Origin of the sequence: Bacillus sp. ISL-45 (assembly GCF_018613195.1) — a bacterium.
GTDB lineage: Bacteria > Bacillota > Bacilli > Bacillales > Cytobacillaceae > Mesobacillus.
Window position 1 is genome coordinate 165,022 of record NZ_JAGGQQ010000011.1, and the last position, 16,129, is coordinate 181,150.

General features: G+C 40.8%; 22 protein-coding genes. 18 read left to right on the plus strand and 4 right to left on the minus strand.

Annotated elements, in window-relative coordinates; all coding sequences use genetic code 11:
• Positions 1–117: 117 nt before the first annotated feature.
• Entirely contained in the window at positions 118–399 is a 282-nt protein-coding gene (locus J7E35_RS15590; RefSeq protein ID WP_214705861.1) for an AbrB/MazE/SpoVT family DNA-binding domain-containing protein, read from the minus strand.
• A gap of 557 nt (positions 400–956) precedes the next feature.
• Between J7E35_RS15590 and J7E35_RS15595 the strand changes: the two genes are divergently transcribed.
• Both J7E35_RS15595 and J7E35_RS15600 read left to right on the plus strand, forming a co-directional pair.
• A complete protein-coding gene (locus J7E35_RS15595) occupies positions 957–1,178 on the plus strand; it encodes a YozE family protein (protein ID WP_214781206.1) in 222 nt (73 codons plus the stop codon).
• Between the two features lie 197 nt (positions 1,179–1,375).
• Positions 1,376–2,074: a hypothetical protein gene (locus J7E35_RS15600; protein ID WP_214781208.1), complete on the plus strand. Its 699-nt coding sequence runs from the start codon at positions 1,376–1,378 to the stop codon at positions 2,072–2,074.
• Here the strand turns inward: J7E35_RS15600 and J7E35_RS15605 are convergent.
• Positions 2,071–2,241, minus strand: a complete 171-nt coding sequence (locus J7E35_RS15605) for a hypothetical protein (RefSeq protein WP_214781209.1) — start codon at positions 2,239–2,241, stop codon at positions 2,071–2,073. The genes J7E35_RS15600 and J7E35_RS15605 overlap by 4 nt on opposite strands.
• Positions 2,242–2,376: 135 nt before the next feature.
• On the opposite strand from J7E35_RS15605, the gene J7E35_RS15610 reads away from it, so the two are divergent.
• Entirely contained in the window at positions 2,377–2,550 is a 174-nt protein-coding gene (locus J7E35_RS15610) for a YozD family protein (protein ID WP_214781217.1), read from the plus strand.
• A 427-nt stretch (positions 2,551–2,977) separates the two neighbouring features.
• Entirely contained in the window at positions 2,978–3,748 is a 771-nt protein-coding gene (locus J7E35_RS15615; RefSeq protein WP_214781219.1) for a sporulation protein, read from the plus strand.
• Positions 3,749–3,897: 149 nt separating this feature from the next.
• Here the strand turns inward: J7E35_RS15615 and J7E35_RS23525 are convergent, their stop codons facing one another.
• Positions 3,898–4,029 carry a hypothetical protein gene (locus J7E35_RS23525; protein WP_285289116.1) on the minus strand — a complete coding sequence of 44 codons (132 nt, stop codon included), beginning with the start codon at positions 4,027–4,029 and terminating at the stop codon, positions 3,898–3,900.
• 183 nt (positions 4,030–4,212) lie between these two features.
• Between J7E35_RS23525 and deoD the strand changes: the two genes are divergently transcribed.
• From deoD to J7E35_RS15655, 8 genes are all read left to right on the plus strand, one after another.
• Complete coding sequence (gene deoD / locus J7E35_RS15620) at positions 4,213–4,917, plus strand: purine-nucleoside phosphorylase (protein ID WP_214781221.1); 705 nt, start codon at positions 4,213–4,215, stop codon at positions 4,915–4,917.
• A gap of 740 nt (positions 4,918–5,657) precedes the next feature.
• On the plus strand, positions 5,658–6,506 hold the full coding sequence (locus tag J7E35_RS15625) for a M15 family metallopeptidase (RefSeq protein WP_214781223.1): 849 nt from the start codon (positions 5,658–5,660) through the stop codon (positions 6,504–6,506).
• A gap of 221 nt (positions 6,507–6,727) precedes the next feature.
• Positions 6,728–9,124 carry a heavy metal translocating P-type ATPase gene (locus J7E35_RS15630; protein WP_214781224.1) on the plus strand — a complete coding sequence of 799 codons (2,397 nt, stop codon included), beginning with the start codon at positions 6,728–6,730 and terminating at the stop codon, positions 9,122–9,124.
• A gap of 26 nt (positions 9,125–9,150) precedes the next feature.
• On the plus strand, positions 9,151–9,357 hold the full coding sequence (copZ, locus tag J7E35_RS15635; protein WP_102263227.1) for a copper chaperone CopZ: 207 nt from the start codon (positions 9,151–9,153) through the stop codon (positions 9,355–9,357).
• A gap of 198 nt (positions 9,358–9,555) precedes the next feature.
• Positions 9,556–11,043, plus strand: a complete 1,488-nt coding sequence (locus J7E35_RS15640) for a lmo1851 family serine protease (RefSeq protein WP_214781556.1) — start codon at positions 9,556–9,558, stop codon at positions 11,041–11,043.
• 61 nt (positions 11,044–11,104) lie between these two features.
• Positions 11,105–12,019 carry a CobW family GTP-binding protein gene (locus J7E35_RS15645; RefSeq protein ID WP_214781226.1) on the plus strand — a complete coding sequence of 305 codons (915 nt, stop codon included), beginning with the start codon at positions 11,105–11,107 and terminating at the stop codon, positions 12,017–12,019.
• A 63-nt stretch (positions 12,020–12,082) separates the two neighbouring features.
• Complete coding sequence (locus tag J7E35_RS15650) at positions 12,083–12,262, plus strand: DUF2188 domain-containing protein (protein WP_214781228.1); 180 nt, start codon at positions 12,083–12,085, stop codon at positions 12,260–12,262.
• A gap of 146 nt (positions 12,263–12,408) precedes the next feature.
• Positions 12,409–13,245 carry a hypothetical protein gene (locus J7E35_RS15655; protein WP_214781230.1) on the plus strand — a complete coding sequence of 279 codons (837 nt, stop codon included), beginning with the start codon at positions 12,409–12,411 and terminating at the stop codon, positions 13,243–13,245.
• A 72-nt stretch (positions 13,246–13,317) separates the two neighbouring features.
• On the opposite strand, the gene J7E35_RS15660 is transcribed toward J7E35_RS15655, so the two are convergent.
• A complete protein-coding gene (locus tag J7E35_RS15660; protein WP_023627701.1) occupies positions 13,318–13,557 on the minus strand; it encodes a hypothetical protein in 240 nt (79 codons plus the stop codon).
• Between the two features lie 110 nt (positions 13,558–13,667).
• On the opposite strand from J7E35_RS15660, the gene J7E35_RS15665 reads away from it, so the two are divergent.
• The 6 genes from J7E35_RS15665 (at position 13,668) to J7E35_RS15690 (ending at position 16,122) form a co-directional block, all read left to right on the plus strand.
• Positions 13,668–13,952, plus strand: a complete 285-nt coding sequence (locus tag J7E35_RS15665) for a hypothetical protein (RefSeq protein WP_214781233.1) — start codon at positions 13,668–13,670, stop codon at positions 13,950–13,952.
• A gap of 275 nt (positions 13,953–14,227) precedes the next feature.
• A complete protein-coding gene (locus J7E35_RS15670) occupies positions 14,228–14,554 on the plus strand; it encodes a rhodanese-like domain-containing protein (RefSeq protein ID WP_214781235.1) in 327 nt (108 codons plus the stop codon).
• A gap of 11 nt (positions 14,555–14,565) precedes the next feature.
• Positions 14,566–14,829 carry a metal-sensitive transcriptional regulator gene (locus J7E35_RS15675; RefSeq protein ID WP_214781237.1) on the plus strand — a complete coding sequence of 88 codons (264 nt, stop codon included), beginning with the start codon at positions 14,566–14,568 and terminating at the stop codon, positions 14,827–14,829.
• Positions 14,830–14,956: 127 nt separating this feature from the next.
• Positions 14,957–15,322: a rhodanese-like domain-containing protein gene (locus tag J7E35_RS15680; RefSeq protein WP_214781239.1), complete on the plus strand. Its 366-nt coding sequence runs from the start codon at positions 14,957–14,959 to the stop codon at positions 15,320–15,322.
• 19 nt (positions 15,323–15,341) lie between these two features.
• On the plus strand, positions 15,342–15,635 hold the full coding sequence (locus J7E35_RS15685; RefSeq protein ID WP_214781241.1) for a rhodanese-like domain-containing protein: 294 nt from the start codon (positions 15,342–15,344) through the stop codon (positions 15,633–15,635).
• A 202-nt stretch (positions 15,636–15,837) separates the two neighbouring features.
• Positions 15,838–16,122: a hypothetical protein gene (locus tag J7E35_RS15690; RefSeq protein ID WP_214781243.1), complete on the plus strand. Its 285-nt coding sequence runs from the start codon at positions 15,838–15,840 to the stop codon at positions 16,120–16,122.
• Positions 16,123–16,129: the final 7 nt, after the last annotated feature.

Below are 16,129 nucleotides of genomic sequence, written 5' to 3' on the forward strand. Positions count from 1 at the left end.
ATAAGGTAAGCATAGTATAGAAAATGACAGTAGAATTGTCATTTCTGTGTCTATCCAGGTTGTATCTGAAGTATTATTCCTTTTAAAATACGTTAGTGTTTTAGCGTGGACATACAATCAAATTTTCTTAAGGCGGATTTTATTGTTGGAGTTCACTTCCATTTCCAGGAGATTTTCTCCTTCCCAGTTTAGCAGTTTACGTAGTTCACAGGGTATCGTTAAGTTACCATTATATAGTGTTGCCTGATTTAAGTATTTATCTTCGTGGTCTTTCTCAATCACGATAGTGTCTTTTTCGTTATAAATATAAAGCACGTGACCATCTTCAATTCCGAGTTCTTGTGTCACTTTCTTCGGTATGATGATTTGGCCATTATTATAAAGTTTCCTGATTAGCATAACTTTTCACTCCAATTAAGGATTTCCACTCTGTGCTGTTCACAAAGTTTTATTAACCTAGGGTATCGAATAAATGAGAAGAAAGTATGCAGGAAGTTAATGTATATAAAAAAACTCCGGAATGTATTAAGAAAAGTTTAATCCAAGTTGAGTCGAATGATTGAATATCCATATTTATTGCACAAATATGCGCTAACATGTAGGTGGTTACTTATTAACCCCCTAGAAGAAACGGTCCGCATACAGCCGTTTCTTCATTTATAAACAGCTAATTAACCAATCTATCTAACAGCTAATGCCCAACAAAGGAAATGTGGTAATCCCGTGTGTCCCTCCATAAAAGATACTCGTGGAAGCACATTCTTGGAGAAAACTGGCTAGGTGCTGGAGCTAGACACTAATCTAAGTGTAATAAGTTTATACTTTCTAATATAGTTGAAAAACAGAGCACCTACTATCGGAAAGGTGCTCTTTTTTTTGCATTAAAGTGGACGAGCCCTTAATCAATCCGTTATAGTATGGACAAACTAATTTTAACAATAGGCAGGCGTTCATATATGTATAAAAGCTTTTACCACTTTCTTATGAAATATCGTTCCACCAAACCAAAGGATGCGATCAGCAGGTTCGCGAATTCCGCGTATGATGATCTCTCGTTTCCCAAAAACTCGGAGGATTATGATGAAATCAGCTCCTATTTGGAAATGAACGGTCAATATCCGGAAAGTATGACTGTATTTGACGAAGCATGGGATGAATATTTGATTGCAGAAAGTTAAAGGCTCTTGCGGCTATCCGCAGGAGCTTTTTTATATACTAAGAAGTTGAAATGGAGTGCTCATTAACCTGATTGAATTTTGCCGGACACAAAGGTTAAAAGCTTCTTCCATCCACCATCTAGGCGTAGCGATTTTCAGAAAAATGCATATACTGTTGTAATCACAATTCACGACTCATCGTTGAGAGGATGGAGGAAATGGAAAAACGGAAGAAACCTAAGTTTAACATCGGTGATACAGTCGTGATCACTATTTATGGGACTGTGGGGAAAGTGACAGATGTAAAATGGCTTGACGGCCTTCATGTATATGAAATAAATAAGAGCGAGGGCTTGTATTTGGAAACAAGTTTGCAGATGCTCTCTGAGTACGATGGGAAGCTGCTTGAAAAGGAGCAAATCGACATCGAGTACAAATATTTTTTTGGGGACCTGGTTCAGGTAAAAGGTTATGGTTCGGACCTATTTAAGGTTGTCGGATTTCGAACTGAAATCTGGAGATATAAAGAAGATGCCTGGGAGGATGTCATATATGAACTTTCCAGGATTAAAGATGGTGAATGGCTTGAAGCCGGGGAAGAAGAACTGACACTTGTTGCGGATTCGGACAGTGCTGATACGTTTATCCAGAAGCTGGGGCTTCTGTTTTCTGCCAATAAAGAAGTAAATCCATCAGTCAACCTCGAGAAAAAGTCTCCTCAGCCGCGGGCAGGTGAAAAAGAAGAGCTTAGGAAAACCAATCAAAAGAGGATGACGATCGACAATCTGCTTGATATTTATAACGATTACCGAATTTTATATAAGTGGTTCCAGGATGATGAATACGCCCATGTCATGAGAGTCATTCTTCGTAAACTGTCAATGCTCGTTAACAATGATGGAAAAAGCCATGTTTAAAAATGGCCTGCAAATTCAAGCAGCACATAAGCAAGAAAAGGAATTCCTGCCCACAAAAGAATTTTAAATAAGATATATACGATAGTGCCAAACAACTCAATAATCATACTATCTTCTTTGTTCACATCGTCTACAAACATTGCCGCAAGAATACCCAGCCTCTCCATACCAGATCACTCCTATTTTGATTTATTCCATTCTATGCTTGTCCAAAAGTAATAGAACAATTTTCAGAAAATTGATCGAGCTTGGCATTAAACATAGGTTCTTCACATACATTTGGAATAAAGGGGGGCGAATCTGTGAAAGAGATTGAGGTTATAATCGATACAGAGGAGATTGCTGAATTTTTCTTTCATGAACTTTTAAAAAGGGGATACGTTCCCACAGAGGAAGAGCTTGAAGAAATGGCAGATATCACTTTTGAATATCTGATCGAAAAATGCATCATCGATGAGGAAGAAGATATAGACTAGGTAAGGTTTACACAGTTATGGCAGATTCTTTGGGAATCTGCCTTTTTATATTACGCTTAGTTATAAAAGAATGTTGATTTAACAGATCTTGAAAAATAAACGGAAAAATTCCGCTTAAATTGGAAACGGCCCTTAATTCCATTAAAATAAGGGTTGTTTTTCCGGTTATTTCATCCCAACCGTTTGATTTTGGCTTATTTTTAGCATTTAACCGGAATATCTCCTCCTATTTCTGCTTCGAAGCGTTCTCTATATACAATAGCCGGAAATTTTCCGCTTATAAATTCTCATACCAAACTAAAAAGCTGGCATGGAATATTAACATAGTCTTATTTTTAAAAAAAATCACTTCTCTGTGAAACTCTCTCAATTTATAAACGTATACATCTATATGAAAGAAAAATGTGAAATCAGGGAGGCAAGGGACATGTCATTATTTAATAAGGTTTTTGCCAGTGTCGGCATTGGAGCAGCTAAGGTCGATACAAAGCTAGAAAAGGACCGGGTGATGCCTGGAGAAGAAGTAAGTGGAATTGTAGAAATTCGCGGGGGCAACACGGAGCAGAACATCGATGACATCTATTTGAGTTTACATACAACATATATAAAAGAAGCGGATGACAAAAAGTATACTGCCACAGCCCAGATTGACCGATTCAAGCTGACGCAGTCATTCGTAATCAAAGAGAATGAAATAAAGGAGATCCCATTCTCATTCAGGCTTCCTATGGAAATGCCATTATCAATGGGCAGGACGAAGGTTTGGGTGTCAACTGGGCTTGATATCAAAAATGCAGTGGATCCAAGCGATAAAGATTTTCTGACGGTAGTGCCCAATCAATTGATGCATGGGGTGTTTAACTCTATAAGCGATCTTGGCTTCCGTTTGAGGGAAGCTGAGTGTGAGCAAGCGCCAAGACATCTCCGCAGAAATCTGCCATTTGTCCAGGAGTTTGAATTTGTGCCATCATCAGGTACCTTTAGAGGACGGTTGGATGAATTAGAAGTAATTTTCTATCCAGTCAGCGAGAACGAAATTGAGGTCTTGATGCAAGTTGACCGGAGGGCGAGAGGGCTTGGAGGCTTCTTGTCAGAAGCCATGGGGATGGATGAAACATATGTAAGAATGAATATCCATGTATCTGACCTTCCGTCTTTGAAGCAGAAATTACAGAACACGATCGAGCGTTTTTGCTAATAAGCAGGTACAGACGATGAAGCAAACTGCTTCATCGTCTTTTTGTTAGGCTCTTTTCTCAAACTTTGTTGCTATTGACTACAAAATAGGATTGAATGCCCTATTTTTCTTCGCAAAGGTGACTCTTTTGTAAGAAAAGACCATTTTTGTTATCCTTGTTTCTTTCTTCCTGTAGCTGAAAATTCTTTGCCGTGAGCTTCCTGTTCAGCAACGATTGCTTCAGGAGGGATATGATTGTTTTTCTTTGGTGAATTGATTCGGTTGCGGTGTTTCTTGCCCATTGCTTCATACCTTCTTTTTCGTTTATTTTTATATAACTGGTGCAGCGGATTTTTTCTTTCACCTTTGGTAAAGCTATTTTTAGCTTGCCCGTATACAAAATTGTCATGAAACTGAAGATTTTCCTGCTTAACTATATTGTGGTATAGTTTTGAGGTAGCAACCTATAGGATGGAGGATTTTAAATGAGTGTACATATTGGTGCTAAAGAAAATGAAATCGCAGAAACGGTTTTGCTGCCTGGTGATCCATTAAGGGCGAAATACATTGCGGAAACATTCCTTGAAGATGCGAAGTTATATAATGAAGTCAGAAATATGTTTGGCTACACAGGAACATATAAAGGTAAAAGAGTTTCTGTACAGGGGACAGGCATGGGGGTTCCTTCCATTTCAATTTATATCAATGAATTGATGAATAGCTATAATGTCCAAAACCTGATTCGCGTAGGTACATGCGGAGCAATCCAAAAGGATGTCAAAGTACGCGACGTAATTCTGGCTATGAGCTCTTCAACCGATTCACAGATGAATCGCCTCACTTTCGGCGGAGTGGATTTTGCTCCGACAGCAAACTTTGATTTATTATATAAAGCGTATAATACAGGCCTTGAAAAAGGTTTGAACCTTAAAGTCGGTAATGTTTTCACTGCGGACCAGTTCTACAATGATAATGCAGAATTAGAAAAGTGGGCACAATACCAGATTCTTGCTGTTGAAATGGAAACAACAGCTCTATACACCCTGGCTGCTAAATATGATCGCAGGGCCCTTTCAATCCTAACAGTCAGCGACCATATCCTGACTGGTGAAGAGACCACTGCAGAAGAACGCCAAACAACATTCAACGACATGATCGAGGTTGCGCTTGAAGCGGCAATCAAAGAATAATTATTTGAAAACCCTTTCCTTTGTGGAAAGGGTTTTTTCGTGTAGATTCTTAATTATGAGCAATTCATATTGAAGTAAGACCAGCGTTTAATGGACATTTCAAGCCAAGATGGAAGCCGAAATGTCTAAAAACCAGTGTTTAATGGACATTTCGAGCCAAGATGGAAGCCAAAATGTCTAAGAACCAGTGTTTAATGGACATTTCAAGCCAGGATGGAAGCCAAAATGTCTAAAAACCAGTGTTTAATGGACATTTCGAGCCAAGATGGAAGCCAAAATGTCTAAGAACCAGTGTTTAATGGACATTTCAAGCCAAGAAGGAAGCCAAAATGTCTAAGAACCAGTGTTTAATGGACATTTCAAGCCAAGATGGAAGCCAAAATGTCTAAGAACCAGTGTTTAATGGACATTTCGAGCCAAGAAGGAAGCCAAAATGTCTAAGAACCAGTGTTTAATGGACATTTCAAGCCAAGATGGAAGCCAAAATGTCTAAGAACCAGTGTTTAATGGACATTTCAAGCCAAGATGGAAGCCAAAATGTCTAAGAACTTGCGTTCAAAGGACATTTAAAGCACAGAGTGATCCTAAAAATGTCTACTACCCAGAGACAAGAAGTTTGCACATTTCAATAACAGGCATAATGATTAGCAAGGCTAATGGGAAAAAAGGCCATTCGAAAGTTTGCTGAAAAATGTTAGAATGGTGTTATTGCTTTAAAATGTTGAAGATTGGTGGAAATGATGAAAAAACTAATACTGATAATCGCATTGCCGATTTTTTTGGCAGGATGTGCAAAGGTTGAGCCATATCTTGAAAAAATTCCTTATTTGGGAGATAAATTAGTTGGACAAGATGATCACGATGATCAGCCGGCTGAGGTAAATCAACCCGAACAGAACGCGGAAAACAACCCTCCTATAGAGGACAAGCCAGCAGAAGACGAATTGACACTCGAAGCTGCGTACTTCAATGTAGTCCAGAATTCAGACGGAAAGAATGTCATCCAGAATCCGCAGAATACTTTAGCGCTTGTCAATAAGATTTTTGGGTTGCCAGATCATTATATCCCGGCCGACTTGGTTCGACCGAATGTTCCCTTCTCTTTTGGAGAGGCCAAGCTTGAAAAGAGTCTTATGAGGGAAGAAGCTGCAGCAGCATTGGAAGAAATGTTTGCCGGCGCAAGGAAGGATGGAATTGAACTTGCTGCCGTTTCCGGATACCGATCATATGGGCGCCAGGAAAACCTTTTCAACGCAGAGGTCAATAAGGTTGGGGAGGACAAGGCCCTTCAGGCAGTTGCGAGACCAGGAAGCAGCGAACACCAGACAGGCTTGTCGATGGATATTTCCAGCAAAACCAATAATTTTAATCTGAATGAACAATTTGGAACAACAAAAGAAGGAGTGTGGCTTGCCCACAATGCCCATGAATACGGGTTTATCCTCAGATACCCAAAGGGTAAAGAAGATTTAACAGGCTATATGTATGAACCATGGCATTTCAGGTATGTGGGAATAAAGGCAGCAACGGAGATGTATGAAAATGATTGGACACTGGAAGAGTATTTTGAGAATGTAAGGAAGATATAAGGGAAAGCCTGGCTTGTTGGCCAGGTTTTTTGCTTATTCTATATAAAATTCTTTTTAAACTGTGGCATCAAATAATAAATGTGACATTTTTAACTGTTATATACACATTTAGGAGTAAAATAGAAAAAAACACAAACTTTATTGTTGAATAATATACTATACAGGGGTATAGTAAATATTGGAGATGGAAGGAACAGTTCGAATGAAACGGGGTGTAGACGATGAAAGAACAAATGACTGTCGACATAACGGGTATGACATGTGCCTCTTGTTCCACAAGGATTGAAAAGGTCCTTAATAAAATGGATGGCGTCGAGGCAACTGTAAACCTGGCAATGGAAAATGCCTCAGTCACATATGAATCTGAAAAAATTGAACCTGATGATATATTTAAAAAAATAAACGATTTGGGGTACGGTGTCCGAAACGAAAAAATGGATTTGGATGTTTTCGGTATGACATGTGCAGCTTGTTCCACAAGGATTGAAAAGGTGCTCAACAAAATGGACGGAATGGTCTCGGCAACCGTTAACCTTGCAACCGAATCGGCTTCAGTTGAGTTTAATAGTGCTGTCCTTTCAGCAGATAAAATCATTTCGAAAATACAGGATCTTGGTTACGATGCGAAGGAGAAGGTCCAGAGGGAAGCGAAGGCGCAGCAAAAAGAAGAGGAAATCAATGCAAAGAAACGAAAGTTATTTATATCCATCCTTTTGTCACTTCCGCTTCTTTATACAATGATTGGCCATGCTCCCTGGGATACGGGACTGCCAATGCCGCACCTGTTGATGAATCCATGGTTCCAGCTGTTATTGGCAACTCCGGTCCAATTTTGGATTGGCGGGCAATTTTATGTAGGTGCCTATAAATCACTTAAGAACAAGAGTGCAAATATGGATGTCCTGGTGGCACTTGGTACATCCGCTGCGTATTTTTATAGTCTTGCAGAAGCTATAAAAACAATTGGTAATCCAGATTATATGCCGCATTTATATTTTGAAACCAGTGCTGTCCTGATTACATTGATCCTTGTTGGGAAACTGTTTGAGGCACTTGCAAAAGGACGCACGACTGAAGCGATTTCCAAGCTTCTAAGCCTGCAGGCCAAAGAGGCGACTGTTATCAGGGATGGCGAGGAGATTAAAATCCCGATTGAAGAAGTAAAGGTAAATGATACGATCATCGTTAAACCAGGTGAGAAGATTCCTGTCGATGGCAAGGTCGTATCCGGCCAGTCGGCTGTTGATGAAGCGATGATCACTGGGGAATCAATTCCGGTTGAAAAAGCAGCAGGCGATACTTTGATCGGTGCTACCATCAATAAAAATGGTACTCTGACGATGACTGCAACAAAGGTCGGTAAAGACACGGCCCTGGCAGGAATCATTAAGGTAGTCGAGGACGCTCAAGGGAGCAAAGCTCCAATCCAGCGTGTGGCAGATCAGATTTCCGGAATTTTCGTTCCGATTGTTGTCGCAATTGCAATCGTTACATTCCTTGTCTGGTATTTTGTCATCACTCCTGGCGACTTTGCATCAGCCCTTGAAACAGCCATTGCCGTGCTCGTTATTGCCTGCCCTTGTGCACTTGGCCTCGCAACTCCAACCTCCATCATGGTCGGAACAGGAAAGGGTGCCGAAAATGGAATTCTTTTTAAAGGCGGAGAGCACTTGGAAGCCACTCACAAGATTGATGCTATTGTTCTTGATAAAACGGGAACAATTACTAAAGGGAAACCTAGCGTAACCGATCTTGAATTCTTCGGTGACGAGGAGAAGGTCCTGAAATATTTAGTATCTGCCGAAAAGGCTTCAGAGCATCCTCTTGCAGAAGCTATCGTGGAATACGGCAACGCAAGAAATATAGAAGTATTATCAATGGATGAGTTCTCGGCGATACCGGGACACGGAATTGCTGCAACCATCAATGGGGAAAAAGTCTTTGTCGGAACCAGAAAGCTAATGAATAATGAAGGTATTGAATTCGCTCGATTTGAAGACCGGCTTGAAAGACTGGAGACTGAAGGCAAGACTGCGATGATGATTGCGGTCAACAATCAGGTGGCTGGAATTGTCGCAGTTGCCGATACAGTTAAAGAAACTGCGAAAACGGCGATTGAAGAGCTTAAATCAATGGGTATTGAAGTATATATGCTTACTGGTGACAATACGCGCACAGCTAAAGCAATTGCAGCCCAGGTTGGAGTAGACAATGTAATTGCTGAAGTACTCCCTGAAGAAAAGGCGAACCATGTCAAAGAACTTCAGTTAAAAGGCAAAAAAGTCGCGATGGTAGGGGACGGCATCAATGACGCACCAGCTCTGGCGCTTGCTGATATCGGCATCGCCATCGGAACTGGGACAGATGTTGCCATCGAGGCTGCAGACGTTACCATTCTTGGCGGGGAATTGACCCTGATTCCTAAGGCAATCTCTTTAAGTAAAAAAACGATGCAAAACATCCGCCAAAACTTATTCTGGGCTCTTGCATACAACTCAGCGGGAATCCCGATTGCTGCCATGGGTCTCCTGGCTCCATGGCTGGCAGGAGCAGCTATGGCTTTCAGTTCAGTTTCAGTAGTGACTAATTCCCTTCGTTTGAAGCGGATTAAGTTATAAATTTTAGAAAAGAGAGGAAGATTTAAATGGAAAAAACAACTTTAAATGTATCAGGCATGACTTGCGGACACTGCGAAAAGGCAGTTAAGAACGCTTTGATGGGTGTAGACGGAGTGGCTAGCGTCGTCGTTTCGCTTTCAGAAGGAAAAGCTGAAGTCGAATATGATGCTTCAAAAGCAGAAGTCAGCAAAATGAAGGAAGCCGTTGAAGATCAAGGGTACGATGTAGAGTAATCTAAGAGAGAAATTCTGATTGGCTGGGTGGAGACCAAACTTTTCACAGCCACCTAAAAAGAGGGTGTCCCAAGAGTTTTGGGACCCCTCTTTTTGCAATACCTATTTTTCTGTTAATTTTACAGTAAAAATGTTATCCTAATCATTAAGGATTTTAAGCTTGATTGGAAAGTGGTGAAAGGGTTGGATCAGCAAAATATGAATGAAGAAAACAAAGAAGAGCTTGAGGGCCAAAATAAGGCAACAGAAACAGAAACCAAGAATAGTTTTCTTCGGATAAAAAAGTTCCACTTTGCAATGCTGTTGTTTTTTCTAGTCTTTTTAACAGCAGGTATCACTACCTTTGCACTTGCTTTCGGCGAGGACAAGCCAGCGGTGCAGGTAATTAGGGAAAGAGAAGAATTTGCAAAGCTATACGACGCATATGATACTTTGAAAAATGACTATTTCGAGGAAGTCGATCAGGAAAAGCTAATAAATGGTGCGATAGATGGAATGCTTGAATCACTGGATGATCCCTATTCGGATTATATGAGCCAGGAAGACGCGAAGAATTTCCATCAGAGTCTGTCCTCCTCGTTTGAGGGAATTGGAGCAGAAATACAGGAGCGGGATGGATTCATTTTTATTGTTACTCCTTTGAAAGGTTCTCCAGCGGAAAAAGCAGGCCTTCAACCGGAGGATAAAATCATGTCCGTTGATGGAAAGAGCGTTCAGGGTATGAGTACAACTGAAGCAGTGGCTCTAATAAGAGGGGAAAAGGGGACGGACGTAAAGCTGTCGATTCTTCGTCAGGGCGGGGAAAAACCTGTTGACGTTACTATAACCCGGGATACTATACCAATCGAAACAGTATACGGTGAAATGCTGGACGACGGAGTAGCGAAAGTCCAGATTACAAATTTCTCGCAAAACACAGCAAATGAGCTGGTGAATATATTGAATGACCTGCAAAAACAAGGGATGAAAGGTCTAGTTCTGGACCTTCGCCAAAATCCAGGCGGACTGCTGGATCAGGCAATAAAGATTTCCAGCCTCTTTGTACCTGAGGGAGAAATACTTTTCCAGGTTGAAGACCGTGCAGGCAATGTAAAGAAGTATGCATCAGAGAACGAAAATAAGAATAACCTTCCTTTAGTGGTCATCATTGATAAAGGGAGTGCGAGTGCATCCGAAATACTGGCAGGTGCAGTCAGCGAATCTGCTGGAGTGCCTCTTGTCGGGGAAAAGTCATTCGGCAAAGGGACCGTCCAGCGGGCTGAAGATTTTTCTGACGGATCCAATATGAAGTTGACGACAGAAAAATGGTTGACACCCGAGGGCAATTGGATCCATAAGAAAGGCATAAAGCCGGACCATGAAGTATCCATGCCTGAATACGCATCATTACCATTTATCGATCCGGAAACCGAATTGAAGGAATCAACAGCATCCGAACAGGTCAAGGCCGCACAAAAAATGCTCAAAGCTCTTGGATTTGATCCAGGCCGCGAAGACGGTTTTTATGATGAAAAAACAAAGGAAGCTGTGATAGCATTCCAAAAATCAAAAGAACTGGAAGAAACGGGTATCCTTAAAGGCAGCTCAACGATCGAATTAATGAATGCTTTGCGCGAACAGATTAAAAATGAAGACCCGCAAATTCAGAAAGCGATAGAAGTGTTGAAGCAGGAAATGAATAAATAAAAAGGATCTCCAGCTTTTGCTGGAGATTTTCCATATTACATAGAAGATAGGCGGATGTAAAATGAAAAAAACAGAGGTTTACATTTTGTCCGGTTTCCTTGGTACCGGTAAAACGACATTACTTAAGCAAATTTTACAACATGAAAAAGATAACGGACGCACCATTGCCGTTATGATGAATGAGCTTGGCAGTGTTTCGATCGATTCGGATGCTGTTGACACAGATGTTCCTTTAAAAGAGCTTTTGGGAGGATGCATCTGCTGCACAATCCAGGACAAACTCGAATCTCAGATTCAGGGATTATTATTTGATCATGATCTCGATGCGATTTATATAGAGACCACAGGCGCCGCACATCCGGTAGAGGTATTGGATGCTGTCCTTTCCCCATTATTTGCCGAAAAGCTTGCAATCAAGGGGATCATTACAACAGTTGATGGCCAGCAGTGGCTCAACAGGACAACGCTAGACCCTCAGGTGCATCAGCTCTTGCTTGAACAAGTGAAGCATGCGGATCTGATCATCGTCAATAAATCAGACTTGCTCAATGAAGCAGAGCAGGCAAAAGTTAATTTGGACATCCAGGGACTCAACCCTCAAGCTAAATGTATTTTAAGTACCTATTCGAAAATGCCCATGAAACTGCTGGAAGGATTGGCTCATACTGAAAAAGCTAAAAGTTCTGGGGCTCATGTTCAGTCTGATTTGAGGCTAAGCACGTTTGTGCATCAATTTGGCGGAGCGATCAGCCAGAAAGGTTTTGAGGATTTTTTGAGGGCGCTGCCGGATTCGATATACCGGATAAAAGGGTATGTATTATTTGACCATTCACAATACCCAGACCTGTTCCAGTACTCATACGGGATGCCATTGTATATGAAGGAATATATGAAACTGCCGCTAAATCTCGTATTCATCGGCCAGGTAACAGACTGGAGCCTGCTTGAACAGCAGCTGATGGAACTGGAAAAGTAAGTCGCGTTTTCAATTTCTGGAAAAGGGTAAAGATGTATATCTTTGATCGAAAGGATGATTCATTTGCCTTGGACAGAGAATGATTATCCAGCTTCAATGAAAAACCTGGACCCAGATGTCCGTGAAAAGGCTATTGAAATAGCAAATGCGCTTATCCAGGAAGAACATTATCACGATGGAAAGGCAATTCCCATTGCAATCGACAAAGCAAGGGAACATGTTAAAAATCATAAAGATGATTGAAGTTGCCCAGCTCTGCTGGGTTTTTTGTTTGCTCGTAAGGGAGGCAAGCTGAATAGTAGCAAGCAAAAAAGCAAAAACTTTCATGAAGCATTATTCTGTGCAGTTGAAAAGATAGATTAAACCCGAGTGAAAAAGAGAGGATTAATATGCAAACAATAAAAGTTATTATATTGACAATTGTTCTCCTTGCCTCCACAGGGTATAACATAAAAGCCGGGAAGACTCCAAAAACAGACCAGATCAAAATGATACAGTGGGAAGAGGTTAATAAAACTTTGCCAAGGTATAGCAAGTTCACAGTTGTCGATCTTGAAACAGGCATGAAATTCCGAGTCCAAAGGAGGGCAGGAAGCAACCATGCAGATGTCCAGCCATTATCACCAAAAGATACTGCAATCATGAAGAAGATTTATAATGGGAAGTGGAGCTGGAAACGGAGGGCGATTATCGTCATCTCGGAAGATGGGAAAATCGCAGCTTCAATGCATGGAATGCCACATGGCGGAGGAGCTTTGAAGAATAACTTTCCAGGTCATTTTTGCATCCATTTTTATGGAAGCACAACGCACCGGACAAGTTTCATGGATCTTTCCCATAAACTTATGATCCTGAAATCAGCAGGAAAACTTGAGAAATATTTGGAACAAACTGACCCTTACGACCTGGTAAATGCGTATATTGCCGGATTGAAGCAGCAGGACCGTGATATCGTCTCTTTGGTCTCACTGCAAAACCTTGAGTGGGGGAAGATTCTGTACAAAATCGAAAATATCAGGATTTCACGGATGGAGGTACTGCCTGGTGAAGATGTGGGAGATCAGATAAGCCTTACTGTTCCTGTCGAGGTTAATTTGCAGCTAAAAGAGATTGGCGGCAAGACCTTTACAGGTGAAGTCCTCCTGGTGAGGTTCATGCCTAATGAACAATGGAGAGTGGATTCAATAAAGTTTTTTGAGGAAGCCGGAATAAAGGTAAGCAATTGAAAAAGCTTGAGAATTATCTCAAGCTTTTTATATTCTGCAATATGATAAGTGGTCCTAACGGCTTGGCTATTGTTAACTTTCGCCAAACTTGGCAAATGTCTTTTCATCCTCAACAAGTCCACAGGCAGCACACTGGATTTTCAGTTCTGGACCTTTGTATGGAAGATGAAAAGGCTCAAGCTGGTCATTTGAATATTGCTCCACAATTTCACCGGATTGAGGGTTCAGTTTTACAGGCTGGGGAACTTGGGAAATCATATTGAATCTAGTCCTGTTTGTCTTGCAGTTAGGGCATCGATACGGTTTGCTCATAGTTATTCTCCTTTAAAGTAATTTAACTTATTTTTTGCATTGTCAGCCTGAATTATGTAAATATACTAGTGAGGGTTTGATTATGTTAGGTTTATTCAGGAGGCTACATGATGGCAGCAAAGGATTATGAAAAGTTACTTGAAGAATACAGGACCATATGGAACAACCGGAAACTTCATTCTGAACAGTTACCAGAAGACATACTTAAAGAAGCTATCTATAGAGAATTGAAGGATGAAAACTCCCATCCAAGAGCAAGAAGGACATTAATGGAAAAATACTACCTTTCCACAAAAAGGATCCTGGAAGCCTCTTTGGAAAGTGACAGTAAAATGATGTTAATACAGTTGCATATGGAATTGGCTGAGGCAATTAAGGGAGAAGTTGGAAAATAAATACCATGGGACACCGCTTCAACCAGGGAAGGTACCTAAACGCATCTGCAAAAAACAATTAACATGGACCGCATCACAAGTATAATTGGCAGTGTGTACCATATCAAGATGCTATAGAATGTTTAAAGAGGGAAGGAATTCTTCCTTCTTTTTTTGCTTGGTAAAAAAAATGCCAAAAAATATAATCTATAACTATTGCTTTTATACCCATCATGGTATAGTATCTATATTATAAGTTCAGTAATGAACAAGTTATAACGAGAGGTGAAGAGTAGTTGCTCACAACTTTAATCATCAGTCTCCTTTTAGTTACCTTGGTTTTCAACCGTTATGTTCCAGTCAGGAATCTCCCGGAGGTAAAGGACTATGAAAAGGATGCGGTTTTTGTCGATCTTAGAGATTATCAGGATTCTGCGAAAAATCCAGTAAATGGCGCTATTAATATTCCTTGTGGATATTTGAAAAGGTATATAAAAGAAATTCCAGACAGGCATATCGTCATCATTGCCTCAAATGAATTGGAAAAGAATTTCGGAGCAAGATTGCTAAAGAAATATGGTTACAATGTTAAAGGATATACAATTACTGGACCATCACAATAGGAGGTGGCAAGGTGGAGTACAATAAAGAGATAGTCAATCGTTTGAAAAGAATCGAAGGACAGGTAAGGGGAAGCATCCGGCTGATTGAAGAGCAGGAAGAATGCAAGTCGGTTGTAACACAATTATCGGCAATCCGCTCTGCGGTTGACCGAACCGTTGCTTTGATTGTCAGCAAAAATCTTGAACAATGCCTGATCAGCGATTTACAAGAAGGAAGAGAAACATCCCAGGCTGTAAATGATGCTGTAGAATTGCTTGTTAAGAGCAGAAAATAATGAATTTCTGTTCTTGACAAGTTGATTTTCGTCACTTAAAATACCCATATGGGTATATGGGCTGTGCAAGCTTCCATCCCTGCTAAATCATGACTTTCTAAAATTCGAGAAAAAGAGGTGCATATGGATGGATGTAGTAATTAATGTATTAATCGTTGTCCTTGCAGCAGCTTTCTTATGGAGCCGCTTCGCTCCAACTAAGGGAGTAAATCAAATCACGACAGCACAATTAGGTGAAATGATGAAAGCAAAGAAGGCTGGGGTGCAATACGTCGATGTTAGGACTCCAGGAGAATATAAAGGAAACCATATCAAAGGGTTTAAGAACATCCCGTTGCAGCAGCTTGGTAACCGCACTGGAGAACTTTCCCAGGATAAAGATGTAGTCGTTATTTGCCAGAGCGGTATGCGCAGCAGCCAGGCAAGCAAGTTGTTGCAGAAGGCTGGATTTAAAAGTGTGACAAATGTAAAGGGCGGCATGAGTGCCTGGTAATAATAAGGAGGAAATTGAAATGCGTCAGATGACACCAACAGAAGTGCAAAATGGACTGGGCTCCAATGAATTTGAAGTTGTTGATGTTCGTGAAGTAAATGAAGTAGCACAAGGGAAAATTCCGGGAGCAATTCATATTCCATTAGGTCTGCTAGAATTCAGGATGAATGAGTTAGACAAGAGCAAGACTTATGTATTGGTCTGCCGTTCAGGCGGCCGCAGCTCCAGGGCAACACAATTCCTGGACTACTATGGCTATAATGTGATCAACATGCAGGGCGGCATGATGGCTTGGCAGGGTCCAACAGAATAAAACCAAAAGGGAGATGGCGGAAGCCGTCTCTCTTTTTTTGAAGTAAGGCTGGTTGAAAGTAAGTATATTATTGGCTAGCCAAGTTGAATATCGAGAAGGGTTTTTCCAGGAAATGTCGAAATATGCTTGCTTGTGCGTTGCTTTATTCGTACACTAAGAATGAAGAGAAAATTTCGACAATTAGTAACAAGGAGGAATTCTGATGTCTGGTTTAAGCCGCGTGGAGTTGGAACTTGTTAGTGAAAATGTTCATGTCGAAGGTATCCATGACTTGCTTGTTAAGGGATGCTGGGTTGAGGAAGACGACCATCGTTGCATAATATCCCTGGGTCAAATTGAGTTCACTGGTGGTTTTCATGATTCTTTTTTTAAAATCAGCGTGAAACCTAATGAGCTTTTTATTGAATCAGATAGCCCATGGGAGCTGGAAGTGCTTGCAGAAGAATTGAAAGAAATAGCCGTAAAAAAGGCATTAATGACAAAATGACAATATA

Excerpts from the sequence above, each read along its gene's own strand:
- J7E35_RS23525 (WP_285289116.1), bottom strand. The coding sequence starts at position 4,029 with ATGGGCAAGAAACACCGCAACCGAATCAATTCACCAAAGAAAAACAAT.
- J7E35_RS15595 (WP_214781206.1), top strand. The coding sequence starts at position 957 with ATGTATAAAAGCTTTTACCACTTTCTTATGAAATATCGTTCCACCAAA.
- J7E35_RS15640 (WP_214781556.1), top strand. The coding sequence starts at position 9,556 with ATGAATGAAGAAAACAAAGAAGAGCTTGAGGGCCAAAATAAGGCAACA.
- J7E35_RS15690 (WP_214781243.1), top strand. The coding sequence starts at position 15,838 with ATGTCTGGTTTAAGCCGCGTGGAGTTGGAACTTGTTAGTGAAAATGTT.
- J7E35_RS15625 (WP_214781223.1), top strand. The coding sequence starts at position 5,658 with ATGAAAAAACTAATACTGATAATCGCATTGCCGATTTTTTTGGCAGGA.
- J7E35_RS15680 (WP_214781239.1), top strand. The coding sequence starts at position 14,957 with ATGGATGTAGTAATTAATGTATTAATCGTTGTCCTTGCAGCAGCTTTC.
- J7E35_RS15645 (WP_214781226.1), top strand. The coding sequence starts at position 11,105 with ATGAAAAAAACAGAGGTTTACATTTTGTCCGGTTTCCTTGGTACCGGT.
- J7E35_RS15685 (WP_214781241.1), top strand. The coding sequence starts at position 15,342 with ATGCGTCAGATGACACCAACAGAAGTGCAAAATGGACTGGGCTCCAAT.
- J7E35_RS15665 (WP_214781233.1), top strand. The coding sequence starts at position 13,668 with ATGGCAGCAAAGGATTATGAAAAGTTACTTGAAGAATACAGGACCATA.
- deoD (WP_214781221.1), top strand. The coding sequence starts at position 4,213 with ATGAGTGTACATATTGGTGCTAAAGAAAATGAAATCGCAGAAACGGTT.
- J7E35_RS15655 (WP_214781230.1), top strand. The coding sequence starts at position 12,409 with ATGCAAACAATAAAAGTTATTATATTGACAATTGTTCTCCTTGCCTCC.
- J7E35_RS15615 (WP_214781219.1), top strand. The coding sequence starts at position 2,978 with ATGTCATTATTTAATAAGGTTTTTGCCAGTGTCGGCATTGGAGCAGCT.
- J7E35_RS15600 (WP_214781208.1), top strand. The coding sequence starts at position 1,376 with ATGGAAAAACGGAAGAAACCTAAGTTTAACATCGGTGATACAGTCGTG.
- J7E35_RS15630 (WP_214781224.1), top strand. The coding sequence starts at position 6,728 with ATGAAAGAACAAATGACTGTCGACATAACGGGTATGACATGTGCCTCT.
- copZ (WP_102263227.1), top strand. The coding sequence starts at position 9,151 with ATGGAAAAAACAACTTTAAATGTATCAGGCATGACTTGCGGACACTGC.
- J7E35_RS15660 (WP_023627701.1), bottom strand. The coding sequence starts at position 13,557 with ATGAGCAAACCGTATCGATGCCCTAACTGCAAGACAAACAGGACTAGA.
- J7E35_RS15590 (WP_214705861.1), bottom strand. The coding sequence starts at position 399 with ATGCTAATCAGGAAACTTTATAATAATGGCCAAATCATCATACCGAAG.
- J7E35_RS15605 (WP_214781209.1), bottom strand. The coding sequence starts at position 2,241 with ATGGAGAGGCTGGGTATTCTTGCGGCAATGTTTGTAGACGATGTGAAC.